At 73.4% G+C, this 24,138-nt stretch carries 22 protein-coding genes and 1 other RNA gene; 14 read left to right on the top strand and 9 right to left on the bottom strand.

Annotated elements, in window-relative coordinates; all coding sequences use genetic code 11:
• Nucleotides 1-24: 24 nt before the first annotated feature.
• Nucleotides 25-513: an OsmC family protein gene (locus ACFQLX_RS18115; RefSeq protein ID WP_386416455.1), complete on the bottom strand. Its 489-nt coding sequence runs from the start codon at nt 511-513 to the stop codon at nt 25-27.
• A gap of 94 nt (nt 514-607) precedes the next feature.
• On the opposite strand from ACFQLX_RS18115, the gene rnpB reads away from it, so the two are divergent.
• From rnpB to ACFQLX_RS18100, 3 genes are all read left to right on the top strand, one after another.
• Nucleotides 608-1,008, top strand: an RNA gene (gene rnpB, locus ACFQLX_RS18110) — RNase P RNA component class A.
• A gap of 198 nt (nt 1,009-1,206) precedes the next feature.
• Nucleotides 1,207-2,004 (top strand): peroxide stress protein YaaA, encoded by a 798-nt coding sequence (gene yaaA / locus ACFQLX_RS18105; protein WP_386416454.1) that lies wholly within the window; start codon nt 1,207-1,209, stop codon nt 2,002-2,004.
• Nucleotides 2,005-2,051: 47 nt separating this feature from the next.
• The gene (locus ACFQLX_RS18100) at nt 2,052-2,543 is read left to right on the top strand and encodes a GNAT family N-acetyltransferase (protein WP_386416452.1); all 492 of its coding nucleotides are present in this window, start codon (nt 2,052-2,054) and stop codon (nt 2,541-2,543) included.
• On the opposite strand, the gene ACFQLX_RS18095 is transcribed toward ACFQLX_RS18100, so the two are convergent.
• Complete coding sequence (locus ACFQLX_RS18095) at nt 2,491-3,129, bottom strand: LysE family translocator (protein ID WP_386416450.1); 639 nt, start codon at nt 3,127-3,129, stop codon at nt 2,491-2,493. The genes ACFQLX_RS18100 and ACFQLX_RS18095 overlap by 53 nt on opposite strands.
• 149 nt (nt 3,130-3,278) lie before the next feature.
• Here ACFQLX_RS18095 and ACFQLX_RS18090 point away from each other — a divergent pair, with 149 nt between their 5' ends.
• The 5 genes from ACFQLX_RS18090 to ACFQLX_RS18070 all read left to right on the top strand — a co-directional run bounded on the left by ACFQLX_RS18090 (nt 3,279) and on the right by ACFQLX_RS18070 (nt 9,011).
• On the top strand, nt 3,279-4,040 hold the full coding sequence (locus ACFQLX_RS18090; protein ID WP_386416448.1) for a hypothetical protein: 762 nt from the start codon (nt 3,279-3,281) through the stop codon (nt 4,038-4,040).
• A 172-nt stretch (nt 4,041-4,212) separates the two neighbouring features.
• Nucleotides 4,213-4,668 (top strand): SH3 domain-containing protein, encoded by a 456-nt coding sequence (locus tag ACFQLX_RS18085; protein WP_386416447.1) that lies wholly within the window; start codon nt 4,213-4,215, stop codon nt 4,666-4,668.
• Between the two features lie 102 nt (nt 4,669-4,770).
• A complete protein-coding gene (locus ACFQLX_RS18080) occupies nt 4,771-6,090 on the top strand; it encodes a M28 family peptidase (protein WP_386416446.1) in 1,320 nt (439 codons plus the stop codon).
• 176 nt (nt 6,091-6,266) lie between these two features.
• Nucleotides 6,267-7,886, top strand: coding sequence for an alkaline phosphatase D family protein (locus ACFQLX_RS18075; protein ID WP_386416444.1), 1,620 nt, complete (start codon nt 6,267-6,269; stop codon nt 7,884-7,886).
• A gap of 126 nt (nt 7,887-8,012) precedes the next feature.
• Nucleotides 8,013-9,011, top strand: a complete 999-nt coding sequence (locus ACFQLX_RS18070; RefSeq protein WP_386416495.1) for a small ribosomal subunit Rsm22 family protein — start codon at nt 8,013-8,015, stop codon at nt 9,009-9,011.
• On the opposite strand, the gene ddaH is transcribed toward ACFQLX_RS18070, so the two are convergent.
• Nucleotides 9,001-9,894 (bottom strand): dimethylargininase, encoded by an 894-nt coding sequence (gene ddaH / locus ACFQLX_RS18065; RefSeq protein WP_386416493.1) that lies wholly within the window; start codon nt 9,892-9,894, stop codon nt 9,001-9,003. The genes ACFQLX_RS18070 and ddaH overlap by 11 nt on opposite strands.
• 229 nt (nt 9,895-10,123) lie before the next feature.
• Here ddaH and ACFQLX_RS18060 point away from each other — a divergent pair, with 229 nt between their 5' ends.
• On the top strand, nt 10,124-10,849 hold the full coding sequence (locus ACFQLX_RS18060; RefSeq protein WP_386416442.1) for a bifunctional DNA primase/polymerase: 726 nt from the start codon (nt 10,124-10,126) through the stop codon (nt 10,847-10,849).
• Between the two features lie 85 nt (nt 10,850-10,934).
• Here the strand turns inward: ACFQLX_RS18060 and efeU are convergent, their stop codons facing one another.
• The 3 genes from efeU to efeO are packed head-to-tail and all read right to left on the bottom strand — an operon-like array spanning nt 10,935 to nt 14,310.
• On the bottom strand, nt 10,935-11,795 hold the full coding sequence (gene efeU / locus ACFQLX_RS18055; RefSeq protein WP_386416439.1) for an iron uptake transporter permease EfeU: 861 nt from the start codon (nt 11,793-11,795) through the stop codon (nt 10,935-10,937).
• 3 nt (nt 11,796-11,798) lie between these two features.
• Nucleotides 11,799-13,136 carry an iron uptake transporter deferrochelatase/peroxidase subunit gene (gene efeB, locus ACFQLX_RS18050; RefSeq protein ID WP_386416438.1) on the bottom strand — a complete coding sequence of 446 codons (1,338 nt, stop codon included), beginning with the start codon at nt 13,134-13,136 and terminating at the stop codon, nt 11,799-11,801.
• A 31-nt stretch (nt 13,137-13,167) separates the two neighbouring features.
• Nucleotides 13,168-14,310 (bottom strand): iron uptake system protein EfeO, encoded by a 1,143-nt coding sequence (gene efeO / locus ACFQLX_RS18045; RefSeq protein ID WP_386416437.1) that lies wholly within the window; start codon nt 14,308-14,310, stop codon nt 13,168-13,170.
• Between the two features lie 148 nt (nt 14,311-14,458).
• Here efeO and ACFQLX_RS18040 point away from each other — a divergent pair, with 148 nt between their 5' ends.
• The gene (locus tag ACFQLX_RS18040) at nt 14,459-15,181 is read left to right on the top strand and encodes a CDP-alcohol phosphatidyltransferase family protein (RefSeq protein WP_386416436.1); all 723 of its coding nucleotides are present in this window, start codon (nt 14,459-14,461) and stop codon (nt 15,179-15,181) included.
• A 49-nt stretch (nt 15,182-15,230) separates the two neighbouring features.
• Here the strand turns inward: ACFQLX_RS18040 and ACFQLX_RS18035 are convergent, their stop codons facing one another.
• Nucleotides 15,231-15,686, bottom strand: a complete 456-nt coding sequence (locus ACFQLX_RS18035) for an FAD synthase family protein (protein WP_386416435.1) — start codon at nt 15,684-15,686, stop codon at nt 15,231-15,233.
• Between the two features lie 110 nt (nt 15,687-15,796).
• Here ACFQLX_RS18035 and ACFQLX_RS18030 point away from each other — a divergent pair, with 110 nt between their 5' ends.
• Genes ACFQLX_RS18030 through ACFQLX_RS18020 form a run of 3 tightly spaced genes read left to right on the top strand, consistent with a single transcriptional unit; the run spans nt 15,797 to nt 20,182 of the window.
• On the top strand, nt 15,797-17,176 hold the full coding sequence (locus tag ACFQLX_RS18030) for a glycosyltransferase (RefSeq protein WP_386416491.1): 1,380 nt from the start codon (nt 15,797-15,799) through the stop codon (nt 17,174-17,176).
• A gap of 2 nt (nt 17,177-17,178) precedes the next feature.
• Nucleotides 17,179-18,915 (top strand): lipopolysaccharide biosynthesis protein, encoded by a 1,737-nt coding sequence (locus ACFQLX_RS18025; RefSeq protein WP_386416434.1) that lies wholly within the window; start codon nt 17,179-17,181, stop codon nt 18,913-18,915.
• A 19-nt stretch (nt 18,916-18,934) separates the two neighbouring features.
• On the top strand, nt 18,935-20,182 hold the full coding sequence (locus ACFQLX_RS18020; protein WP_386416432.1) for an MATE family efflux transporter: 1,248 nt from the start codon (nt 18,935-18,937) through the stop codon (nt 20,180-20,182).
• 61 nt (nt 20,183-20,243) lie between these two features.
• Here ACFQLX_RS18020 and ACFQLX_RS18015 read toward each other — a convergent pair whose 3' ends face one another.
• On the bottom strand, nt 20,244-21,755 hold the full coding sequence (locus tag ACFQLX_RS18015) for a hypothetical protein (protein ID WP_386416490.1): 1,512 nt from the start codon (nt 21,753-21,755) through the stop codon (nt 20,244-20,246).
• A 289-nt stretch (nt 21,756-22,044) separates the two neighbouring features.
• Here ACFQLX_RS18015 and ACFQLX_RS18010 point away from each other — a divergent pair, with 289 nt between their 5' ends.
• Nucleotides 22,045-23,193, top strand: coding sequence for a glycosyltransferase (locus ACFQLX_RS18010; RefSeq protein WP_386416430.1), 1,149 nt, complete (start codon nt 22,045-22,047; stop codon nt 23,191-23,193).
• A gap of 79 nt (nt 23,194-23,272) precedes the next feature.
• On the opposite strand, the gene ACFQLX_RS18005 is transcribed toward ACFQLX_RS18010, so the two are convergent.
• Entirely contained in the window at nt 23,273-24,109 is an 837-nt protein-coding gene (locus ACFQLX_RS18005) for a glycosyltransferase family 2 protein (RefSeq protein ID WP_386416488.1), read from the bottom strand.
• Between the last annotated feature and the right edge of the window lie 29 nt (nt 24,110-24,138).

The following is a 24,138-nucleotide window of genomic DNA, read 5'->3' as shown; positions in this document are numbered from 1 at the left end:
AGAAACGTTGTCGCTGCGACAAGGTCAAGCGGTGGCGCCCGGCCTGCTCGTGACGTGGGGCTCGACTCGTACGGGAAAGCGCACGGAGTGGACGGCGAAGGACTGCTCCAGAGCCTGTTCATGCAGGTCATGGGCTTGCGCAAGGGTCTGGGAGTCGGCGACGACCACGCGGGGGCGCAGGACGACCTCCCGGAAGTGATCCGCCTCACCGCCCTCGGTGAGGACGCCGGTGGCGCGGTCCTCGTAGGACAGCACGGTGACGCCGTGCGCGGCACACAGGTGCAGGTACCACAGCAGGTGGGCCTGGGCGACGGCGGCGGTGAGCAGCTGCTCGGGGTTCCACCGCGCCCGGTCCCCGCGGAAGGTGCCGGTGTCCGCGCTGCCGGCCAGCGGCGGCGGTCTGGCGGCGCGGACCTCGTGGTCGCGCGAGTAGGCCGCGTGGGCGCTGGTGCCCGTGCCGAGGTCACCGGTCCAGGTGACGCGGATGTCGTACGGATACTCGTCAAAGGCCACGGGACCCGAGCGTAGGGCAGGTGCGGGGCGGGAAGGGGGAGAACGGACCTGGCGGCCGCCCCCGTGACGGCGGGTAGCATGGATCTACGGCGGACGAGTCGGCCGGGCGGTCGCGTCAGCCCCTCACGGGGCTGCCGAGGAACGTCCGGGCTCCACAGGGCATGGTGGTGGCTAACGGCCACCCGGGGCGACCCGCGGGACAGTGCCACAGAAAACAGACCGCCGGAGGCTTCGGCCCCCGGTAAGGGTGAAACGGTGGTGTAAGAGACCACCAGCGTCTGAGGTGACTCAGGCGGCTAGGTAAACCCCACCTGGAGCAAGGTCAAGAAGGGCGTTCGACAGAGCGCCTGCGCGAGCGATCGAGGGCGGCCCGCCCGAGTTCGCGGGTAGACCGCTGGAGGCCGTCGGCAACGGCGGCCGTAGATGGATGACCGCCTCCCCCGGGGCCGCGAGACCCCGGGGAGACAGAACCCGGCGTACAGGCCGGCTCGTCCGCCGCCAGTTGCGCTTCAAGCCGTGAAAGGGCCCCCGACCTGCGTCGGGGGCCCTTTCACGGCTTCCAGAGGCTTCCTGCTGCGCGGGGGGCCGCTCCTTACGGGGCGGGGAGGTGCCGTCGCGCTCGTGGCCTCCCTGTGCCCGGGGACGGGGATGGGTGGGGGAGACTCACAGGTGTGCTGGTGAGCGGAGGTTTGTGTGCTGGTGATGTTGCCGCCCTCTGAGGGCAAGGCCGGAGGGGTCCGGGGGGCCGCGCTGGAGCTGGGGGCGTTGGCGCTGCCCGGGTTGAGGGGCGCTCGGGAGGGGGTGCTGGGCGCTCTGGTCGCGCTCTGCGAGGGGGATGAGGGCAAGGCGCGCGAGACGCTGGGGCTCAGTGAGGGGCTGCGGGGGGAGGTCGCGCGCAACGCGGGGCTGCTGCGGGCGCCCGCACGGGCGGCGGGGCAGGTTTATACGGGGGTGCTGTACGACGCGCTTGATCTGGCGTCGCTGTCCGCTGCCGCCAAGCGGCGGGCGGGGGCGCAGCTGCTGATCTTCTCCGGGCTCTGGGGCGCGGTACGGGTGGGGGACCGGATTCCCGCCTACCGCTGCTCGATGGGCGTCAGCCTGCCGGGGATCGGTGCGCTGGGCGCGTACTGGCGTGCGGCCATGGCGGATGTCCTGCCCGAGGTCGCGGGGGAGGGGCTGGTGCTGGACCTGCGCTCCTCGGCCTACGCGGCGGCCTGGAAGCCGCAGGGGGAGGTCGCCGGGCGCACCGCCACCGTGCGGGTGCTGCACGCGCGGGTGGTCGACGGGGTGGAACGCCGTTCTGTGGTCAGCCACTTCAACAAGGCCACCAAGGGGCGCATCGTGCGGGCGCTGCTGTCCGAGGGGATCCGGCCGCGGGGGCCCGGTGAGCTGGTGGAGGCGCTGCGGGAGCTGGGGTACGTGGTGGAGGCCCGGCCGCCGGCGAAGGCCGGGCAGCCGTGGCAGCTGGATGTGGTGGTGGCGGAGCTTTGAGGTGGCTGCGGCGGCGGGGGCGGGCTGATCTGGAAGCCTGTGCCCAGGTGCTGCGTGCGGTCCACGAACGGGACGGCTATCCCGTCGACTTCCCTGCGGATCCTGTCGGCTGGCTGACTCCTGAGGGGGTGGTCGACGTGTGGGTCGCGGGGGAGGGGGATGTGCTGGGCGGGCATGTGGCGTTGACGCGGGCCGGGGCCGGGGACGTCGCGCCGGGGCTGCTGGGCGGGGGCGCGGTGCTGGTGGTCGGGCGGCTGTTCGTCGCGCCGCGGGCGCGGGGGCTGGGCCTGGGCGCGTGGCTGCTGCGGACCGCGTCCAGGGCGGCGCGGGAGCGGGGCGCGCGGGCCGTGCTGGACGTGGTGGCGTCGGATACGGCCGCCGTGGCGCTGTACGAGCGGGCCGGGTGGCAGGCGCTGGGCGGGGTGGAGCAGGACTGGGGCGGGCGGCGGGTGGCACTGCGGTGCTTCGCGGCGCCGCTTGATCCCGTTACTCCCGGTGTCCCGTCACCGCCACCGTCAGGCCGAGGCCGATCATCGTGACGCCGCCCGCGCCGCCCACCGTGGCGAGGCGGCGGGGGGAGCGGGCGAACCAGGTGCGGGCGGCGGAGGCCGCCAGGCCCCAGGCGCTGTCCATGGCCAGGGCGATGGCGTTGAAGACCAGCCCCAGCAGGAGCATCTGGCCGATCACGTGGCCGGCCCCGCGGTCGACGAACTGGGGGAGGACGGCCGCGTAGAAGACGATCGTCTTCGGGTTCGTCGCACCTACGGCGAAGCCCTCCCACAGGGTGCGCGCGGTGCTGTGCGCGGGCCCCTCGCCGGCGAACGCGGCCCGCAGGGCGCCTCGTTCGCGCACCGCCTTGACGCCCAGGTGGACGAGGTACGCGGCGCCGATCAGCTTCAGCGCCGTGAACACCACCACCGAGCGCTCCACCACCGTCCCGACACCCAGCGCCACTCCTGCCACCAGCACGTACGAGCCCAACGTGTTGCCCACCACCGTCACCAGCGCCGCCCGGCGGCCCTGCGCGAGCGCCCGGCCGACGACGAACAGCACGCTCGGGCCGGGGATGACGATCAGCAGGAACGACATGGCGGCGAAGGCGAGAAGCCGGTCGGTGGAGGTCATGAGGGGGAGGCTAGCGGGGGGTTGGGAGCGGGTGCGCGGGGTTTTTCGCCCGGTACGGGCGTCAAGGCGCCGCGTCGTGCGTCCTCCGGGCGTGTGAACAGGCGCGGTGGCGGGCGTGCGGGGCGCGCGGACGGGGGACGTGCCGCCGCATGACGGCGGTGAAGACCCCTGGCGGGCTGGTGGAGTTGACGCGCACGATGGCCGAGGCCGTGGCGCGTACGGGCGGCGCGGGCGTGCTGACCGGGCCCGCCGTGCTGGCGCTGCGGCGCTTCGCGGCGGTGCCGGCCGCGGCGTCCTTCCGCTCCGCGCACGTGCTGGTCCCCGGCGGCTGTGCGTACGGGGCGCACGGGACCCCGACGCGCCGGATGCCCCCCGCCGCGCCGCTGTACGGGCTGCCCACCGCGCCGGTGGGCCGCGCCGTGGCCGACACGGTGCCGCTGCTGGCGGACGCGGAGTGCCGGGCGCTGCTCACCGAGGCGGTGCGCACCCGGCGGGTGACCCGGCCGGCGCTCGTGCGGGAGCTGCGCGCGGGCGGGCACTACGCGCGTCCCGTCGTACGGCGGACGATGCGCGCCCTGCTGGACGGCGGGCGCGGCTGGTTCCCGCCCGAGGCGCGGCTGCGGCGGGTCACGGCGCTGCCCGGGCCGGTGGTGTGGGACGTGGAGCTGTGGGTGGCGGACGACCTGCTCGGCGTGGCGGACGCGTACTGGCCGCTGCGCGGCGTCGCGGTCGAGGCCGCCCCGCAGCCCGGCGAATCGCGCCAGCGCGACGCGCTGCGGGCGCTGGGGCTGTTCACGCTGCGGCTGGACCCCGGCTGTGCCCAGGCCCTCCACACCCTCAACGCCACGCTGGAGGGCGCGACGTATGGGACGGCCGCGGTGCGGGAGGCGGTGCGGGTGGTGTGGTGCTGACGCCCTAACCCAGGGGTTCGCAGGTCGCAAGTCTGGCTGCGGGACAGGGGCTTCCCGCTCGGGGGTTTGAGTCATGTGCATCGCGCTGACCTGCGCTTATGCGGCATAAGTGGCAGCTTGGGCCCATCGGGTCTTTCCTGGATTGGACATCCCAATCGGAGGGAGCTCGATCGTGGACATCTCGATACGCCGCTCTGCGGCCTCGCTGCTCGCGGCGGGCGTGTTCGCCGGCGGCGGCCTGCTGGGCCTCGCCGGCGGCGCGAGCGCCACGCCGCGGGAGGCGCCGGCCGCCGCGCAGTCGCCGCGCGGCGACTGGAACTGGAACTGGAACTGGAACACCGGCTCCGCGCCGCTGCCCGACGCGCAGCCGCCGACGTCGGGCTGGTCCCCCCAGGACTGGGCGCAGGGCGTGGTCGTCTCCGACTCCCGCCTCTACGTCCGCCAGCGCCCCTCGACCCACAGCCCGATCACCGGCGCCCTGCGCCCCGGTGACACGGGACCGGTCTACTGCGCGGTCAAGGGCGAACTCGTCAACGGCAACCCGTGGTGGCTGTGGATCGGCGAGGGCTGGGCCAGCTCCGAGTACATCGACGCCACGCGCGACGTCGACGACTGCTCGATCAGCTGACGCCGCCTGCCGGGGGCCGCGGGCCGGGGGGAGGCCTTATTGACGTGAGGTCGCCCCCCTAGGAACATCATGGGCACGTCAATTCCGACATCAGGAGTGCCCATGCCCCCACGTCGTGCGCACAGGCTCCGTACCGCGGCCGGAACGGTGACCGTTCTGGCCGCGGCCCTGCTTGTCCCCACCGCCGACGCCTCCGTCGCCGCGGCACCCGCCGCGCTCGCGGTGCCCGCCCCCGACATCCCGCTCGCCAACGTCAAGGCCCATCTCGCCGACCTCCAGGCGATCGCCAACGCCAACGGGGGCAACAGGGCGCACGGCAAGCCCGGTTACAAGGCGTCGATCGACCACATCAAGGCCAAGCTGGACGCCGCCGGGTACACCACCGCCGTCCAGCAGTTCACGTACAACGGCCTCACCGGCTACAACCTCATAGCCGACTGGCCCGGCGGCGACCCGGGCCAGGTCCTCATGTCCGGCGCCCACCTCGACTCGGTCGCCTCCGGGGCCGGCATCAACGACAACGGCTCCGGCTCGGCGGCCGTACTGGAGACCGCCCTGGCCGTCTCCCGGGCCGCGCTGCAGCCCACGAAGCACCTGCGCTTCGGCTGGTGGGGCGCGGAGGAGCTGGGCCTCGTCGGCTCCAAGCACTACGTCAACACCCTCCCGACCACCGAACGCGCCAAGATCGCCGGCTATGTCAACCTCGACATGGTCGCCTCCCCCAACCCCGGCTACTTCGTCTACGACGACGACCCCGCGCTGGAGAAGGTCTTCAAGGACTACTACGCCGGCCTCGGCGTCCCGACCGAGATCGAGACGGAGGGCGACGGGCGCTCCGACCACGCCTCGTTCAAGAACGCCGGCATTCCGGTGGGCGGCCTCTTCACCGGCGCCAGCCGGCTCAAGACCTCGGCCCAGGCGCAGAAGTGGGGCGGTACGGCCGGCATCGCCTTCGACCGCTGCTACCACTCCTCCTGCGACACGAGCGCGAACATCAGCGACACGGCCCTGGACCGCAACAGCGACGCCCTCGCCCACGCAGTCTGGACGATCGGCACCGAGGTGGCCCTCCCGCCGGGGCCGAGCTTCGAGAACACCACCGACGTCACCGTCCCGGACAACACCACCGTCACCTCCCCGATCACCGTCAGCGGCGTGGGCGGCAGCGCGCCGGCCACGCTCAAGGCCGCCGTGGACATCAAGCACACCTGGCGCGGCGACCTGGTGATCGACCTGCTCGCCCCGGACGGGACGGCGTACCGGCTGAAGAACTCCAGCTCCAGCGACTCGGCCGACAACGTCCTGGCGACCTACACCGTCAACGCCTCCTCGGAGGCCGCCGACGGGGTGTGGAAGCTGCGGGTGCAGGACGTGGCGACGTACGACACGGGCTACATCGACAGCTGGAAGCTGACGTTCTGAGCGGAAGGGGGGCGCGGGCCGCGCCCCCCTCTCCGTGCGGGTACGGGTACGGGCGCGGGCGGGGCTGTCCGCTTGCGGACGATGGGTCCCCATCCCGCACCCGACCTCACCACCGCGTTACCGGAATGTGGCGCACACGTCGGGTAGACGTTTTCCGCCGCCACTCCACTGGTCGCATGACGCATTCGCCGCACGACTCCGAACTCCGCGCCGCCGCCCGCCACATAGGCCGCCGCAGGTTCCTCACCGCCACCTCGGCCGCGGCGGCCCTGGCCTTCGCGACCAACCTGCCCACCGCGCAGGCCGCCGAGGGCGACCCCAGGTCGATCACCCGGGACCCCTTCACCCTGGGCGTCGCCTCCGGCGACCCGCGGCCCGGGAGCGTGGTGCTGTGGACCCGCCTCGCCCCCGCCCTGTTCGAGCCCGGCAACGGCCTGCCCGACCTCGCCCTCCCCGTCTCCTGGGAGGTCGCCCACGACGAGCGCTTCAGCCGGATAGCCGCCCGCGGTACGACCCTCGCGCACCCGGAGTTCAACCACAGCGTCCACGTGGACGCCGACCAACTGGACGCCGACCGCCGCTACTTCTACCGCTTCCGCACCGGCGGCTGGATCAGCCCCGTCGGCCGCACCCGCACCGCGCCGGCCACCGCCGCCGACAACGGCAGCCTCAGCTTCGGCGTCGTCGGCTGCCAGCGCTACGACCAGGGCCACTGGACCGCGTACCGCCACCTCGCCGACGAGGACCTGCACGCCGTCTTCCACACCGGCGACTACCAGTACGAGTACGCGGTGAACTCCACCGCCGGCGCCCGCGCCTACCCCGCAGGCACCCTGCCGCCGATCCTCAACCGCGAGACCGTCACCCTCGACGACTACCGCCTGCGCTACGCCCTCTACCACTCCGACCCCGATATGCGGGCGGCGCACGCGGCCCACCCGTTCATCGTCACCTGGGACGACCACGAGACCGAGAACAACTATGCCGGCGACCACTCGGAGAACAACGACCCGCCGGAGGAGTTCCTGATCCGCCGGGCCGCCGCCTACCGCGCGTACTGGGAGAACATGCCGCTGCGCGCCCCGCAGCAGCCCACCGGCCCCGACATGCGCCTCTACCGGCGCCTGCACTTCGGGCGCCTCGCGCAGTTCGACGTCCTGGACACCCGCCAGTACCGCTCCGTGCAGGCCCCCGGCCCCAACTGGCAGGCCCCGCACCCCGCTTCGGCCGACCCCGCGCGCACCATGCTCGGCGCCGGGCAGGAGCGCTGGCTGCAGGACGGCTGGCAGCGCTCGCGGGCGCTGTGGAACGTCCTGCCCCAGCAGGTCGTCCTCTCCGAGCGGCGCGACCAGCCCACCCCCGACTACCTGGTCAGCCACGACTCCTGGGACGGCTACGCGGCCCCCCGCGAGCGCCTCCTCGCGGGCGCCGAGGCCGCCGGGATCGAGAACCTGGTGGTCCTCACCGGCGACGTGCACGTGCACTACGGCTTCGACATCAAGCGCGACTTCGCCGACCCCGCCTCGCGCACGGTGGGCGTGGAGCTGGTCGGCACGTCCATCTCCAGCGGCGGCAACGGCTCCGACCGCCCCGCCAACCACGACCGCCTCCTCGCCTCCAACCCGCACCTGAGGTTCTACACGGCCCGGCGCGGCTATCTGAAGGTCACCCTCGACCGCGAGCAGGCCCGCGCGGACTACCGCACCATCCCGTACGTCAACGCCCCGGGCGCCCCGCTCGCCACGGCGGCCTCGTTTATCTCCCCGGTCGGCAACCCCGGCCTGCGCCCGGCCTGACGCACCTGCCCGCATCCGGCCCCGACCCGGCACGCGCGCCACGCGTGCCGGGTCGCCCGTAAACTCACCCCGGTGAGCGAGACCGAGGACGCACTGCGTACGACCCTGGCCCAAGCGCTGGCCGGGATGCCGCCCCGGCAGGCGGCGCAGGCCGTGGAGCGGCTGATCGAGAACTACCGGGGCGCCACCCCGACCACCGCCCCCGTCCTGCGCAACCCCGCCGACGTGGCGGCCTACGCGGCCTACCGGATGCCCGCGACCTTCGAGGCGGTACGCGACGCCCTCGAAGCCCTGCGCGCGGCCACCCCCGGCTGGACCCCGCTGAGCCACACCGACATCGGCGGCGGTACGGGCGCCGCGACCTGGGCCGTCCACGACGTCTGGCCCGCCGGCGCCCCGGAGCGCGCCACCACGGTCCTGGACTGGGCCGAGCCCGCCCTCGACCTCGGCAGCCGACTCGCCGCCGCCTCCGGCCTCCCGGCGCTGGCCGCCGCCCGCTGGAAGCGCCAAGTCCTCGGCGCCGCACTGGCGTTGGACCCCGTCGACCTGGTCACCGTCTCCTACGTGCTCGGCGAGCTGACCCCCGCCGACCGCACCGCCGTGGTCGCCGCCGCGGCCGCCGCCGCGCAGGCCGTCGTGGTGGTCGAGCCCGGCACCCCCGAGGGCTACCGGCGCGTCATCGAGGCCCGTACCCGGCTGGTGGAGGCCGGCTTCACCATCGCCGCGCCCTGCCCGCAGAGCGGCCCCTGCCCGATCCTGGCCGAGGAGGCGGCCGAGCCGGGGACGCCCGCCCGCGACTGGTGCCACTTCGCCGCCCGGGTCCAGCGCAGCTCCCTGCACCGGCAGGTCAAGGGCGGGGCGCTGAGCCACGAGGACGAGAAGTACAGCTACGTCGCCGCCGTCCGCCTCCCCGCCGACCCGGCCGCCGCGCGAGTCGTACGGCATCCGCAGATCCGCAAGGGCCTGGTGATGCTGCGGCTGTGCACGACCGACGAGGCGGGCGCCGGCGAGCTGGTCCAGGAGAACGTCTCCAAGCGCCACGGGCCGCTCTACCGGGCGGCCCGTGACGTGGAGTGGGGCGACCCCTGGCCGCCCGGGGGTCTGCCCGGGGACCCTACGCCCTGATCTCCAGCGTGCAGCACTTCACACTGCCGCCGCCCTTGAGCAGCTCGTCCAGGTCCAGCCCCACCGGCTCGTAGCCCCGCTCCCGCAGCGGCGCGAACAGGCCCGTCGCGGCCTGCGGCAGCAGCACGTTGCGGCCGTCGCTGACCGCGTTGAGGCCGAAGGCCAGCGCGTCCGCCTCGGTCGCGACGAGCGCCTCGGGGAAGAGGCGGGCCAGCACCTTGCGGCTGCCGGGGGAGAAGGCGCCGGGGTAGTACATGACCCCGGCGTCGGCGCCGTCGACCGCGTCGTCCAGCACGCACAGCGCCGTGTCCAGGTGGTAGAAGCGCGGATCCACCAGGTCCAGGCCGACCACCGGCCGGCCGAAGAACTCCTGGGCCTCGGCGTGCGACTCGGGGCTGGCGCGGAAGCCCCGCCCCGCCAGGACGAGGTTCGCGGTGACGGCGAAGTCCCCCTCGCCCTCGTTGACGTGCTCGGGCAGCCGGATGTCGGGGAAGCCGTGCGCGGCGAACCACTCGCGCGCGGCCGCCGCCTCGGGGGCGCGCTGCGGGTGGGCGAAACGGGCGCCGAGCACCCGGCCGTCGACGACGGTGGCGCCGTTGGCCGCGAAGACCATGTCCGGCAGCCCGGCGCGCGGCTCCAGCAGCTCGACGTCGTGGCCGAGGGAGAGGTACGTGCGCCGCAGCTCCTCCCACTGGGTGAGGGCGAGCCGGCGGTCGACCGGCTTCGCCGGGTCCATCCACGGGTTGATGGAGTAGGTGACCTCGAAGTGCGTGGGTGGGCACATCAGGTACCGGCGGGGCGAGGCAGTGCGCAATGAGGGCTCCTTACTGTGTCCGGTTGCTGCGTCCGGTTGCTGCGTCCGGTCACCGGGTCCGGTCCGCAGTCGCCTGCGGGTACGAGCATGGTCACCCGGCGGGGCCCGCGCGCACAGAGGCGGGGCGGCGGTTTCCCGGCGGTTCATCCCGAGGAGCGCCCCCGCGCGCTACCCGAAGAGGGCAAGAGTGGTCAAGGGCACCCGAAAAGCGTGGCAGCATGGGCCTATCTACCGGCTCCCCGGGGACGGGTCGGCCGCCGGTACGGGTAGAGCGCGTGTGAGGGGAGCCGGAACCTAGATGGCACGAGCGAGCAGACTCCCGCAGTGGTGGCAGCGACGGAGCAGGGCCCAGGATGCCCTGTCCGCCGAAGCGGCGGCGGCTGCCCGTGCCGAATCGGTTCTCTCGGCAGCCCGCTCCGGACTGCCGCTGGCGCCCGCCGCGCACCCGGAGGGCTACGGCTGCTCCTGCGACCGGGTGGGCTGCCCCACCCCCGGCCGCCACCCCGTCTCCTTCGCCTGGCACAGCCAGGCCAGCACCGACCCCGAGCGGGTGGAGCGCTGGCTCCTCGCGCAGCCCGAGGCCAACTTCGTCGTCGCCACCGGCGTCACCGCGGACGTACTGGACGTACCGCTGGAGGCGGGACTCGCCGCGCTGGAGCGGCTGGAGGCGGCCGGCGTCGAGGCCGGGCCCGTCGCCGTGGACGGCTCGCGGATGCTCTTCTTCACCGCGACGCGCGGCACCCCGCAGGACGAGGACGAGTGGTGGCCGTGCGAGCTGGACTGCCATCCCGAGACCATGGCCGAGCATCCGGGCCTGCGCTGGCACTGCCGCGGCAGCTACGTACTGCTGCCGCCCGCCCGGCTGCCCAGCGGTGGCACGGTGGGCTGGCACCCCTCGGGGCGCTACGGCCCCGAGCGCCCGCTGCCCGACGCGCTGACGCTGCTGGAGCCGCTGACGGACGCCTGCGCGGTGTACGCCGGCTCGCGCTCCGAGGACGACGCACCCGCGGCGGCCTGGTACTGAGGCCGCCCGACGACGGACGCGAGGCCGGGGCCCGTACACCGATTCGGTGTACGGGCCCCGGCCTTCGTCGGTCGTCGCGTACCGGCTACGCGCTCTCGGCCGCGACCGCCGGCGCCGGGGCGTCCTGCGCGGGCTTCCCCGGGGAGCCGGCCGGGCGCAGGAAGAAGAACAGCGTCGGCACCAGGTACAGCGCCCAGGCGCCGGTCTGCAGCCACGTCGGGTCGGGCTGGAAGTTGAACACGCCCTTCAGCAGGGTGCCGTACCAGCTGCCGACGTCGTACCAGCCGCTGATGTCGAACGCCTTGTCCGCCAGCCCCGGCAGGAAGCGGGCCTCCTGCAGATCGTGCACGCCGTAGGCCAGCACGCCCGCGGCGACGGCCACCAGCAGGCCGCCGGTCCAGGTGAAGAACTTCGCCAGGTTGATCCGCAGCGCGCCCCGGTAGAACAGCCAGCCCATCGCCACCGCCGTGACGATGCCCGCCACCGCGCCCAGCATCGGCTCGGTGGTGCCCTCGGTGCCGGTGCGCACGGAGGACCAGATGAACAGCGAGGTCTCCATGCCCTCGCGGCCCACCGCCAGGAAGGCGGTCAGCACCAGCGCGCCGCTGCCCAGTCGCAGCGCCGAGTCCAGCCGCCCCTGCAGCTCGGCCTTGAGGTGGCGGGCGGTGCGCCGCATCCAGAAGATCATCCAGGTGACCAGGCCGACCGCGACGATCGACAGGGTGCCGCCGAGGAGTTCGGTCGCCTCGAAGGTCAGCTCGTTGTCGCTGAGCTGCAGCGCCGCCTGGAAGAGCGCCGAGAGGGCGACCGCCAGCGCGATGCCGGCCCACACCGGGCGCAGCGCTTCGCGCCGGCCGGTCTTCACCAGGTAGGCGACCAGGATGCACACGACGAGGCTGGCCTCCAGGCCCTCGCGCAGGCCGATCAGATAGCTTCCGAGGAACATCGGTTACGCACCCTTCCCGTCCGTCTGGTCCGCCGCCTTCTCGAAGAGCCCGCGGCCCCACCAGTCGCCCGTGTCCACCACGCCGGGCGGCATGGCGAACACACCCGAGCCGACGTGCTGGAGGTACTCCATCAGCGCGTCCTTGCGGGCAAGTCGACCCTGGACGGGGATGAAGGCGTCGCGCACGTCGCGCTGGTAGGCGAGGAAGAACAGCCCCGCGTCCAGGCGGCCCAGGCCGTCGGTGCCGTCGGTGAAGGAGTAGCCGCGGCGCAGCATCATCGCGCCGCCGTTGGTGTCCGGGTGCGCCAGGCGTACGTGGGAGTCCGGCAGCATCGCCTTCAGCAGCGGCTCGTCGTGCTCCTTCTGCTTGCCGAAGGGCGCGCCCTCGCCCTTGTCGCGGCCGATGACGTCCTCCTGCTCGCGCAGCGAGGTGCGGTCCCAGGTCTCGATGTGCATCCGGATGCGGCGGGCGACGAGGTACGAGCCGCCCGCCATCCACGCCGCGGCGCCCTTCTCGTCGCGCCCGTCCACCCACACGTGCTTGCGCAGCTTCGCGGTGTCGGTGCCGGCGATGTTCCGGGTGCCGTCCTTGAAGCCCATCATGTTGCGCGGGGTCTGCGCGTCGGGCGTGGTGGAGGAGGTCTTGCCGAAGCCGAGCTGCGACCAGCGCACGGTGACCTTGCCGAAGCCGATCCTGGCCAGGTTGCGGATGGCGTGCACGGCGACCTGCGGGTCGTCGGCGCACGCCTGGACGCACAGGTCGCCGCCGGAGCGGGCCGGATCGAGGTTGTCGCCGGGGAAGTGCGGCAGTTCCACCAGCGCCTCGGGCCGCGCGGCGCGCAGGCCGAAGCGGTCCTCGCCGTCGCGCTCGAAGAGGGTGGGGCCGAAGCCGATGGTGAGGGTGAGCCGGGAGGGCTTCAGGCCCAGGGCCTCGCCGGTGTCGTCCGGGGGTGCGGCGTCGAGCGCGCTGATGGCGCCCTCGCCGACCTCGCGGCCGGCGCACATCCGCTCGGCGGCGCGGGTCCAGTCCTTCAGCAGCCGCACCAGCTCCGCGCGGTCCTTCGTCTTCACGTCGAAGGCGGCGAAGTGCAGCCGGTCCTGCACGGGGGTGGCGATGCCGGCCTGGTGGCCGCCGTGGAAGGCCACGGCCGCCCCGGACCCGGCGGCGTTGACCGTACGGTCCTCGCCGCCGCCGGTGGCCAGCGCGGCGCCGCCGGCCGCGGCGGCGCCCAGGGCCAGGCCCGCGCCGCCCCAGCCCAGGACGGCGCGGCGGCTCGGGGCCGTACCGGCCGACTCCTCCTGCGCGGGTGCCGGGGTGTCCTGCGTGCTGTCGTCGCTCATCGCGCCGCCGCCTCCTTCCGTGCCCTGCCGGCTACTTGACGACCGCGGCCGCGAGCTGCGACAGCGGCTCGGCGAGCGCGTTGACACCGTCGGACAGCTCCTTGCGGTCCGCCTTGCCGACGGTGTCGTAGGAGACGAAGGAGTCGCCCTTCCGGTACTTCTCCAGCAGCGTGAAGAGCGCCTCGAACTGCTTGTCCAGCTCGGCGGCGAGCGCCGGGTCGTTCTTCGCGGCGACCGGCTTGAGCAGCTCGTAGGACCTGAAGGCGCCCTCGACGTTGGCCTGGAAGTCGACCAGGTCGGTGTGGCTGTAGCGCTCCTCCTCGCCGGTGACCTTGCCGGTGGCGACCTCGTCCAGCAGCTCCTTGGCGCCGTTGGCCATGGAGGTGGGGTTGATGTCGGCCTTGCCGACCCGCTGCTGCCAGTCCTTCAGGTCCTTGACCAGCAGGTCGGCCAGCTTCCTGTCGGCGTCGGTGATCTTCTTGTCCTGCCAGAGGGACTTCTCCAGCCTGTGCCAGCCGGTCCACTCCTGGCCGTCCTCCAGGCCGTCCTCGCGGACGTCGACCTTCGGGTCGATGTCGCCGAAGGACTCCGCGACGGGCTCGGTGCGCTCCCAGCCGATGCGCGAGACGGCGTACGCCTTCCTCGCCGCTTCCAGGTCGCCGTCCTTGACCGCCTGGGCGAACGTCTCGGCGAGCGGCAGCGTCTCGTCGGCCTGCTGCTGGACGTAGGTGCGGTAGGCGGCGACGGCCTCGGCGAGCCTGGGGTCGAGCGCCTTGACGGCGCCCTTGCCGGTGGCCTTGACGCTCTGGCGGATGCCGTCGCCCTTCATGCCGGGCTTGCAGGCGATCTCGTACGAACCGGGCTTGACCTCGGCGGTGACCTCGGCCCTGGTGCCGGGGCCGATGTTCTCCCGCTCGGTGACGATGCGGTCGCCGGGCATCAGGAGGTAGACCTCGGTGACCTGGGAGCCCTTGTTCTCGATGTCCAGGCGTACGTGCCCGGCCTTGAACTCCTTGGGCGAGACCTCGCAGCTGTTGTCGCCGGCCGCGACCGTGACGGCGCCGTCGCCGCCGCCGCTCTTGCCGTCGCTCTTCTCGGCGCAGCCGGTGAGCCCGACGGTGGCGGTGAGCGCCGCGGCGGCGGCTATGCAGGCGGTGAGACGGGCGGGACGCATGGGGTCTCCAGGCTGGACGGGACATCAGAGATAAGGCGGCCCTAACTTAACTTAGCCTTGCCTGACTGGGTCTCCGATAATCCAGTGATTCCGCTCTCATTCGCGAAATCCCCTGTTCCGCACGCGCTTGCCCGATCATCATGCGCCTATGACCGTGGGGGAAGCACTGCAGGAACTACGTACAGCCCAGAAGTCGGCCAAGGGGGTCTCGCTCTACTCGCGTTACGTCAACCGCCCGCTCGGCCGCCTCCTGGCGGCCCTGTGCTACGGGCTGGGGCTGCGGCCCAACCAGGTCACCCTGATCTCCGCCGCCTTCAGCGCCGCCGCGCTCGCCCTGGTGGCGACGGTGCGGCCCGGCTGGGGGCTCGGACTGGGGGTGTACGCGCTGCTGGCGCTCGGCTTCGCCTTCGACTCCGCGGACGGCCAACTCGCCCGCCTGCGGCGCGAGAGCAGCCCGGCGGGGGAGTGGCTGGACCATGTGGTGGACGCGGGGAAGATCGTCGCGGTCCACGCCGCGGTGCTGGTCTCCTGGTACCGCTTCTTCGACCTGCCCTCGCACGCCTGGCTGCTGGTCCCGCTGGGCTTCCAGCTCTCGGCGGTGCTGATCTTCTGCGGCGGGCTGCTGGCGGACAAGCTGAAGCCCCGCCCGCCGGCCGGGACTTCCCCCCCTGCCGCCGCCCCCGTCTCGCGGGTGCGGGCGGTGGCGCTGCTGCCCGCCGACTACGGGGTCTTCTGCGCGGTGTTCCTGCTGCTGGGCGGCCAGAGCGCCTTCCGCGCCGGCTACACGCTGCTCTTCGCGGTGAACGTGCTCTTCCTCTGCGCGTTCCTGGCGAAGTGGTTCCGCGAGCTGAGCGCGCCGGCGACGGCCTGAGCAGCGGGCCGCGCGCGGACACGCAGGTCCGCGCGCGGGGCCCGTACCGCTACTGGAGTCCCGCCTCGTGCAGCCGGCCCGCGTCGCCCTCCAACAGGGACAGCGCACGGCGCAGTTGGGTGCTGGAGGTGTGGACCGTGTAGGGGAAGTAGACCACCTCCACGCCCACCTCCCGGAAGTCCCGCTCCAGCTTCTCGCCCTTGGCCGTGCCCCGCCAGTCGTCGCCCTTGAAGATCACGTCGAAGCGGACCTGCTTCCAGGTCTCCACCTTGTCCGGCACGGTCTCGACGAAGGCGGCGTCCACGAAACTGATGGACCGCACGATCTCCAGGCGCTCGACCAGCGGGATCACCGGCCGGCGGCCCTTGGCGAGCTCGGCCATCTCGTCCGAGACGACGCCCGCCACCAGGTAGTCGCACTGACTGCGGGCGTGGCGCAGGATGTTGAGATGGCCGACGTGGAAGAGGTCGTAGACCCCCGGCGCGTAGCCGACGACATGCGGCATGGATGAAATCCCCCCAAACTTCGGCGCAACCCCCAGCGCGCCACGAGTGTCAACCATAGCGGGCGCGCCCGGATAGGGTGCAAGCCGATCGGGTGGGGACAAGGGGGATGATGTCGGTGACAAGGCTGCTGCTTGTTTCGACCAACTACGCGCCGGAGCAGGCGGGAATCGGTCCGTACGCGACGCAGATCGCCGAGCACTGGGCGCACACCGGCCGGGGCGAGGTGCACGTACTGGCCGGCATGCCGCACTACCCGCAGTGGGAGACGGCGCCGGAGTACCGGGGCCGCTGGCGGCTGACGGAGGACCGCGCCGGCGTCTCGGTGCACCGCCGCCGCCACACCGTCCCGCGCCGCCAGAGTGCGCTCAAGCGCGCGCTGTACGAGGCGTCCGTCCTCGGCCACGGACTGATAGCCGGCCCCCGCATGGGGGCGCCGGATCTGGTGACGGCCCAACTCCCCAGCCTCGCCGGGGGAGTCCTCGGCGCCCGGCTGGCCAAGCGCTACGGGGTCCCGTACGTGCCCGTCGTCCAGGACCTGATGGGCGCCGCCGCCGCGCAGAGCGGCATCCGCGGCGGCGACCGGGCCGCGAAGGGCGCGGCCGCCGTGGAGGCGTGGGTGCTGGGGCGGGCCACGCTGGTCGGCGTGATCCACGAGAGCTTCGTCGAGCGCGTCGCCGCGATGGGCGTCCCCGAGTCGAGGATCCGCCTCGTCCCCAACTGGTCGCACGTCGCCCGCCCCGTTTGCCCGCGCGCCGGGACGCGCGAGCGCCTGGGCTGGCCCGAGGACCAGACGGTCGTCCTGCACTCCGGGAACATGGGCCTGAAGCAGGGCCTGGAGGTGCTGGTGGAGACCGCCCGCCTGGCGCCCGAGGTGCGGATCGTGCTGATGGGCGACGGCAACCAGCGCGAGCTGCTCCAGGAGGCGGGCCGCGACCTGCCCAACCTGGACTTCCTGCCGCCCGCCGACGACGCCGACTTCACCGATGTGCTGGCCGCCGCCGACGTGCTGGCCGTCACCCAGCGCGCCACGGTCAAGGACATGAGCGTGCCCTCCAAGCTCACCTCCTACTTCGCCACCGGCCGCCCCGTGGTCGCCTCCATCGCCGACGAGGGCGGCACGGCCGAGGAGATGCGCCGCGCGGGCGCGGGCGTCATCGTCCCGCCCGAGGACCCCGAGGCCCTCCTGGCGGCCGTCCGCGAACTGGCCGCGGACCCCGGGCGGGCCGACGGCCTCGGCGCGAGGGGCCCGGCGTACGTCGAGGCGCACCTCGGCCGGGGGGCCGGGCTGGCGCGGATCGAAGCGCTGCTGGACGAGGCGATGGGGATGGCGGAGGGGATGTCGGAGGGGACGGCGGAGGGACCGGGGGCGGGGAAAGCGTTTGTCCCCAGGCCCAGGTCCGTTCCGGAAGGTGTCGTTCATACTGGTGGCACGAACGGGGCGGACGCGGGGGAGCGGACCGGCACCGGCGAGGCCGAGGGGGCGCATTAGGCATGGCGGGTACGGGACAGGACGTCGTCGTCCAACAGCTTGACCAGGATGAGCCGGATCTGCTGCGGGACCAGTTCCGGCAGCTGCTGCGGTATCGGGGGATGCTCGCCCTGGGCGTCGCCCTCGGGCTGCTCGGCGGCCTGTGGACGGGGCTGGTCGGCGGTGAGTCGTATGTCGCCAGCAGTGAGCTCTCGGTCCGCCAGGTGACGTTGGACCCCTTCTCCACCGGCAGCTCGCAGCTCAACCGCGACGTGATGGGCACCGAGCGCCAGACCGCCGGCAGCAACTCGGTGGCGGACCTGGCGCAGCAGAAGCTGGGCGGCGGCCAGACCGAGGAGCAGCTCCTCAGCGGCCTGCAGGTCACCAACCCGCCCAACACCCTCGTGCTGCGCTTCACCTACACCTCCACCGACCCCGAGACGGCCGCCGAGCGCGCCAACGGCTTCGCCCAGGCGTACCTCGACTACCGCTACGCCCAGAACAAGAAGATCGTCGACAACACGGCCAAGAGCTACGACTCCCAGCTCCAGCCCCTGCGCGACCGGCGCGACTCCCTCCTCAAGGACATCGAGGGCGGCCGGCTGGCGGGCCGCGCCCTCGACCAGGCGCTCTCCGACAAGTCCTCGCTGGAGATCACCATGTCGCAGATCTCCGCCAAGAAGGCGGAGGTCGTCTCCATCGACCCCACCTCCGGCCGGATCTTCCGCGCCGCGACCGCGCCCAGTGAGCCCTCCGGCCCCGGTCTGCTGATGGTGCTCTTCCTGGGCGCCGCCGTCGGGCTCGGCTTCGGACTGGTCATCGCCTGGGTGCGGCTGATCTTCGACCCGACCGCCCGCTCCACCGCGGACGTGGTGCGCGCCCTGCGCGCCCCCGTCCTGGGCACGCTGCCCGGCCAGCGCCGGCAGGGGCCGCTGCTGGCCGAGGGGCGCACGGCCGAGGAGTACCGCTCGATGGCCTTCCGCCTCGCCTACGACCAGCGCTTCGCCGACCGGCGCCGGCTGCTGGTGGTGGCGCCGCGCGGGCGCAACGACGTGCCGGCCGCCGTCTCCGTCAACCTCGCCGCCTCCTTCGCGGAGATGGGCCACGAGGTGCTGCTCATCGAGGCCGACCTGCGCCAGCCCACCCTCTCCGCCCGGCTGAGCACCGCCGACGGCGTACGTCCGGGCTGGGCCCGTACCCCTGCGCGGGGCGACGGCGGCTGGCCGACCGGGCTGCAGATACCCATCGACGCGGGGGAGTCCGGCGCCTTCGACCTGGTGCCCGGCACCCGGGTGCGCAATGCCGCCCGTGCGCTGACCTCCGCCTCCGCCACCCAGCTCATCGCCGAGGCGGACGCGCCGGGTTCGGTCGTCGTGGTGGTCGCGCCGCCCGTCCTGTCCTACGCCGACGCGATCGCGCTCACCGACCGGGTGGACGGCGTGCTGGTCGTCTGCGACCCGCACGAGGTGCGCCGCGAGGACCTGGAGCGCATCCGCGAGCTGATCCGCGGCGCCGGAGGCACGGTGCTGGGCGCGGTCCTGCACTCCTTCGGCGGTGCGAAGGACGAGGAGAAGAGCGGCGGCAGCGGCGGCAACGGCCGCAAGAAGAACGGCCGGGGCAGGCAGCAGGACCGCAGGACTCCCGTGAGCGAGCCCTACGGACCCCCGCCCGCCCCCCGGTCGGGCGGGGACGACGGCCAGGGCCGCCAGCCGGGCAGCCGCGCGGGCGGGCGGTCCGCCAGCCGCTCGTCCAGCCAGTGACGGCCCGGTCGGCGCGCCGATGACCAGTCCGATACCGCCGGCCGCTCCGGCCCCCAAGGCCCGAGCGGCCATCGTCTGCTCCGTCGCGGACCAGGGGGTGGCCGCGCTCACCAACATCGCGGTGCTCGTCGTCGCCGCCCGGCTCTCCTCCGCGGCGGACTTCGCCGTCTTCTCCATCGTCTACCTGGTCTTCACGGTGCTGCTCGGCATCGAGACCAGCTATGTGGGCCAGGCGCTGGTGCTGGAGCGCGGGTCGGCCCAGCGCGACGGCTGCCGCTCGGCGCTGGCCTTCACCGCCCTGGCCGCCACCGCGCTCGGCGCCACCGGCGCGCTGGTCTTCGCGCTGCTGCCCGGCGAGACGGCCCGCGGGCTGCTCGCGCTGGGGCTGGTGCTGCCCGTCGCCCTGGTGCAGGACGCGACCCGCTACTGCTTCTCCACCCTGCGGCTGCCGCAGTACGCCCTGGCGAGCGACGCCCTGCGCTGCGCCGCGGTGGTCCCCGCTCTCGCCCTGCAGCCCGAAGGCGCCTCCGCCGCCCGGCTGATCGCCGTCTGGGGGCTCTCCGCACTGCCGGCGCTGCTGCTGGGACTGGCGCTGCTGGCGCCCCGGCTGCGCGGCGGGCGCACCGACTGGCGCCGCTACCTGCGCCGGGGCCATCTCGGGCGGCGCTTCGTCGTGGAGTTCGCCGTCGGCAACGGCTCCAGCCAACTCGCCGTCATGGGGCTGGGGTTGTTCGCCAGCCCGCTCGCCGTGGGCGCCCTGCGCGGCGCGGTGACGCTCTTCGGCCCTATGAACGTCCTCTACAACTCCGCCACCGCCTTCGGCCCCCCGCTGCTGAACAGGGTCGCGGGGACCCGGGCGAAGGTCCGTACGACCGCCGTACTCGCCGGCGCCCTCGCCGCCACCGCCGGTATCTGGGCGACCGTGCTGGCGCTGCTGCCCGACCGGGTGGGGCGCGAGATCCTCGGCGAGACCTGGACGGCGGCGGCGCGGCTGCTGCCCGCGACCGGCAGCCAGTACGCCGCCATCGCGCTGGGCACCAGCGCCCTGCTCACCCTGCGGGTGCTGCGTCCCAGGGCCACGATGCCGATCCAGCTCGTCTTCTCGACGGCCTCCGTCGCCCTGATGCTCGGCGGCTACGCCCTGGGCGGCGTCCTGGGCGCGGCCTGGGGCCTGGTCGCCGGCTCGGGCCTGAAGGCGCTGGCCCTGTGGCTGCGCATCCGCACGGAGTCGCGCGCGGCGCCGGCCGATCCCCTGCCGGCGCGCTGAACGCCTTCCCGGACCCTTCGGGTAGGGAACGCCCCCTCCCGCCGCACGGGAGAGGGCCCCCTCAGTACAGCCGGTGCTTCCGGTCCGTACGGAAGGTCGCCACCAGCAGCACGCACACCGCCGCGATGCCGATACGGCCCGTCGCCTGGAGCAGCGGGCCGCGCAGCATGATGAAGGTGTAGCCCGCGATGCAGGGGACCACGATCGCCAGCAGGTTGCCCGGCTCGCGCGAGACATGGCCGGACTCGGCGAAGCGGCGGTCCGTACGCGCCACCCAGTAGCCGACGCCGAGGAAGCCCACCGCCATCCCCAGCGGGCCGAAGTCCAGCCACAGCTCCGCCCACAGCGGGGAGGAGAGGTTGACGTTGGTGGTGCCCATCCACTGGCCCACCCGCACCCCCGAGTCCAGCGTCTTGGAGGTCCACACCGCGCGCGGGACGAAGAAGAAGGTCGAGGAGGCCAGTTGGCGGCCGTAGGTGTGGCCGGCGCCGGACTCCACCCAGGAGATGGTGTTGGCCAGCATCACCGTCTGGTCGTAGTCCTTGGTGACCAGCGGCTCCAGCATCGAGGTCTGCTCCTGCTCGTGGCGCCCGCCCTCGTCGTAGCGGAACTTGTCCGCGAAGGGGAAGACCAGCACGGCCGCGGCCACCCCGCCCGCCAGCGCGGTGCGGTAGACGGCGGGGCTGCGCGGGAAGACGGTGAAGAGCAGCGAGAAGGCCACCGTCAGGAACCAGTAGCGCGGATTGGAGACGGGGTTGTTGACCACGGCGTTGACGCCCACCAGCCCCAGCCACGGCAGCCAGACGGCCGGCGTGCGCCGGGCCCGGCGCGAGAGCCGCATCCAGCGCGTCAGCATCAGCAGGGCCAGCAGCGCCGGCATCGTGCCGAAGCCGCGCAGGAAGGCCGAGCCCACCTGCGAGCTGGAGGTGCCGCCCGCCGTGAGGTGGTCGCTGATCGCCTGGCGGCTGTTGAAGAACACCGCCGGGCCGCCCAGGCTGGCCACGAAGACCGCACTGGCCACGTAGGCGAGGGCCACCAGCAGGTACAGCCGGCGGCGGCTGACCGTCGCCGTGCGGCGCATCCGGTAGCGGCGCGGCGCCGGGCGGTGGCGCGCCAGCAGGGCGCCCACGTCGAAGGCGACGAAGCCCAGCAGCACCAGCGCCACCGCGTACGTCATGTCGCCGCTGGGACCCACCAGCGGTGTCGGGGTGCGGCCGAGCGAGATCTGTGCCAGCACCGCGACGCCCATCGCCACGTAGCAGAACAGCCAGATGGAGCCGGCGATCAGCCGCCGCCGGGCGGTGAGGATCATCGCCGAGAGCCGCGACCCCGCGTACACGGTCACCGCCAGCTGCAGCCAGAACGCGGTGCCCCGGGTGGCCGGCGGCGCCATGCCGGCCACCACCGCCGGGATCAGCACCGCCAGGGCGAGCACCAGCGGCACGGAGAGCGCGCGCGAGAGGACGGCACGGGGGGTGGAGTGCGCGGGGACCTCGAAGGGGAGGAACGGGCGCGGCGCGGTCAGCGTGCCCCGGCGGCGCGCGGAGGCGGCGGCCAGCGGCGCCAGGCGCATCTGGACGGTCTCGTCCGGCCGCGGGGCGCGCAGGGCGACCGTGTCCTGGGAGGTCCCCGGAGTGCCGGCCCCGCCCGGCGCCCCCGCCCTGCTCCTGCCCGGGGTGGCGCGCCGCAACTGGACGGTCTCGTCCGCGGGACGCTCCCCGCTGCCCCCGCTGCTGACGTCGTCGCTCATGGTGCCCCCGCCTTCCCCCGGCACAGTGTATGACCAGCGTGGGGGCGCGTTGGTTGTGCGGGCCGGTACGCTGATGCCTCACGCGCCGGGGGGCGCGTGGGGGGGAGTTTCCATGAGAGTTCTGCACGCCGTCACGCTCCATACGCCGACCAGCGACTTCGGCGGCCCGACCCGGGTGGCGCTCAACCTGTCGCGCGGACTGCGCGAACGGGGCGTCGACGCCCGGCTGGTGACGCTCGGCGACGGCTTCGAAGGGGGGCTGCCCGACGAGGTCGAGGGCGTGCCGTCCTTCGTCTTCCAGGCGCAGCACCTGCTGCCGAAGTTCGAGGTCAGCGGCATCACCTCGCTGCCGATGCTGGCGAAGGCGCGGGCGCTGGTGAGGTCCGCCGACGTGGTGCACGTCCATCTGATGCGCGATCTGGTGACGCTGCCGTTCGCGCTGATCGCCCTGCAGTGCGGCAAACCCTTGGTGCTCCAGACCCACGGCATGATCGACCCGACCGAGAAGCGGGTGGCGCGGCTGGTGGACGTGCTGGGGCTGCGCCGGGTGCTGCGGCGGGCCGACACCGTGCTGTACCTGACCGAGGTGGAGCGCGAGGGCGTCCAGGCGGTCGTCCCCGAGACGCCGCTGCGCTCGGCGCACCGCCTCGTCAACGGCGTATCCCCGCAGGAGCGCCGCCCGCAGCGCACCGAGGGGCCGCCGACGGTGGTCTTCATGTCCCGGGTGCAGGAGCGCAAGCGGCCGGAGGAGTTCATCCGCGCCATGCCCGCGGTGCTCGCCGAGTACCCCGACGCGCGCTTCGTGCTGGCCGGCCCGGACACCGGGGCGCTGGCGGCGCCGATGATGGAGCTGGCCCGCGAGCTGGGGGTGGGGGACTCCGTCACGTACATCGGCGCCGTGGAGCGCGAGGACGTGCTGGACTTCCTGCGCACCGCCGACGTGTACGTGCTGTCCGCGACCTACGAGCCCTTCCCGGTCTCCGTGCTGGAGGCCATGTCGGTCGGCGTGCCCGTGGTGATCACGAAGTTCTGCGGGCAGGCGCCCGAGGTCGCCGAATACGGCGCGGGGGTGGTGACCGACAGCCGGATCGACGCCGACAACAGCGCGCTGGTGGCGCGCGGCATCCTGGAGCTGCTGGAGCCGCAGGCAGGCGAGCGGGCCTCGCAGGCGGCCCGGCAGCTGGTGCGCGACCGCTTCTCGATCGACGCCGTGGTGGAGGAGCTGCACGGGGTCTACGAGTCGGTGCTGAAGGGGAGTTGACACCCCGCCGCCCGCCCGGGCGGCGCAGCCGTGGGGCCCGTACGCGCAGTGCGTACGGGCCCCACGGCTGTGTTCTCCCTCAGCGCCCCGGGACCCCTTCGCGGGTCTTCAGCGCGATCTGCCAGCGGTAGAAGGACATGGCCAGGGCGTAGTCCAGCCCCGCCCGGCCGTCCAGGAAGCCCCGCTTGAGGACGTAGGCGTAGGCGAAGGACACCAGCGGCTTGAACGGCGCCTTGTGGAAGAGCTGCCCCTGCCGCGTCTTCGCCACCCGGATCTCCTCGCGGACCTGCGGGTGGTGCTCCAGCCACGCCTCCCAGTCCGAGTACCGGTTGTGCCGGTCGAACCAGGTGCGCACCGGATCCAGGTCCTCGTGCTCGATGGGCGCCTTCAGCCGGACCACCGGGCCGTCCGCGAGCGGCTGGTAGTGCCCCTCCTGCTCACCCATGCCCGGCGCGTCCAGATCGCCCAGCTCCGGGAAGCGGCAGCGGCGGCGGTCCAGCAGGACGCGCTTGACGATGGTGTAGCCGTGCCGCAGCCGCCGGCCGGCGAACCAGTACCCGAGCGGGATGTCGAAGGCCGCCGGGGCCACCGTGCGGCCTTCCTCCCCGAAGATCCGGTGCAGTTCGGCCAGCAGCTCCGGGCTGGGCGTCTCGTCCCCGTCGAGGAAGAGCAGCCACGGCACGTCCGGGCGGACGTGGTCCAGGCACCACTGCTTCTTCTTGGGGTACTTGCCGTCCCACTCGTACGGCACGACCTCCGCGCCCTCCGCGGCCGCGAGGTCCTGCGTGCCGTCCGTGCTGTCGGAGTCGACCACGACGACGTACGCGACGTGGTCGATCACCGAGCGCACGGTGCGCACGATGTTCTCCGCCTCGTTCTTCGTCGGGATCGCGACGACTATCGGCAGCTTTTCCAGCGGCTTTTCCAACGGTGGCGCTCCTTGGC

Origin of the sequence: Streptomyces polyrhachis (assembly GCF_042663125.1) — a bacterium.
Lineage (GTDB): Bacteria > Actinomycetota > Actinomycetes > Streptomycetales > Streptomycetaceae > Streptomyces > Streptomyces polyrhachii.
Note: the sequence above shows the minus strand (reverse complement) of the source record. Positions and strands in the feature narration are given on the sequence as shown.

Bases quoted from the DNA above. Each gene is read 5' to 3' on its own strand.
- ACFQLX_RS18095 (WP_386416450.1), bottom strand. From the start codon at position 3,129: ATGACCTCCACCGACCGGCTTCTCGCCTTCGCCGCCATGTCGTTCCTG.
- ACFQLX_RS18090 (WP_386416448.1), top strand. From the start codon at position 3,279: ATGACGGCGGTGAAGACCCCTGGCGGGCTGGTGGAGTTGACGCGCACG.
- ACFQLX_RS18080 (WP_386416446.1), top strand. From the start codon at position 4,771: ATGCCCCCACGTCGTGCGCACAGGCTCCGTACCGCGGCCGGAACGGTG.
- ACFQLX_RS18075 (WP_386416444.1), top strand. From the start codon at position 6,267: ATGACGCATTCGCCGCACGACTCCGAACTCCGCGCCGCCGCCCGCCAC.
- ACFQLX_RS18070 (WP_386416495.1), top strand. From the start codon at position 8,013: ATGCCGCCCCGGCAGGCGGCGCAGGCCGTGGAGCGGCTGATCGAGAAC.
- ACFQLX_RS18060 (WP_386416442.1), top strand. From the start codon at position 10,124: ATGGCACGAGCGAGCAGACTCCCGCAGTGGTGGCAGCGACGGAGCAGG.
- efeU (WP_386416439.1), bottom strand. From the start codon at position 11,795: ATGTTCCTCGGAAGCTATCTGATCGGCCTGCGCGAGGGCCTGGAGGCC.
- efeB (WP_386416438.1), bottom strand. From the start codon at position 13,136: ATGAGCGACGACAGCACGCAGGACACCCCGGCACCCGCGCAGGAGGAG.
- efeO (WP_386416437.1), bottom strand. From the start codon at position 14,310: ATGCGTCCCGCCCGTCTCACCGCCTGCATAGCCGCCGCCGCGGCGCTC.
- ACFQLX_RS18040 (WP_386416436.1), top strand. From the start codon at position 14,459: ATGACCGTGGGGGAAGCACTGCAGGAACTACGTACAGCCCAGAAGTCG.
- ACFQLX_RS18035 (WP_386416435.1), bottom strand. From the start codon at position 15,686: ATGCCGCATGTCGTCGGCTACGCGCCGGGGGTCTACGACCTCTTCCAC.
- ACFQLX_RS18030 (WP_386416491.1), top strand. From the start codon at position 15,797: ATGTCGGTGACAAGGCTGCTGCTTGTTTCGACCAACTACGCGCCGGAG.
- ACFQLX_RS18025 (WP_386416434.1), top strand. From the start codon at position 17,179: ATGGCGGGTACGGGACAGGACGTCGTCGTCCAACAGCTTGACCAGGAT.
- ACFQLX_RS18020 (WP_386416432.1), top strand. From the start codon at position 18,935: ATGACCAGTCCGATACCGCCGGCCGCTCCGGCCCCCAAGGCCCGAGCG.
- ACFQLX_RS18015 (WP_386416490.1), bottom strand. From the start codon at position 21,755: ATGCGCCTGGCGCCGCTGGCCGCCGCCTCCGCGCGCCGCCGGGGCACG.
- ACFQLX_RS18010 (WP_386416430.1), top strand. From the start codon at position 22,045: ATGAGAGTTCTGCACGCCGTCACGCTCCATACGCCGACCAGCGACTTC.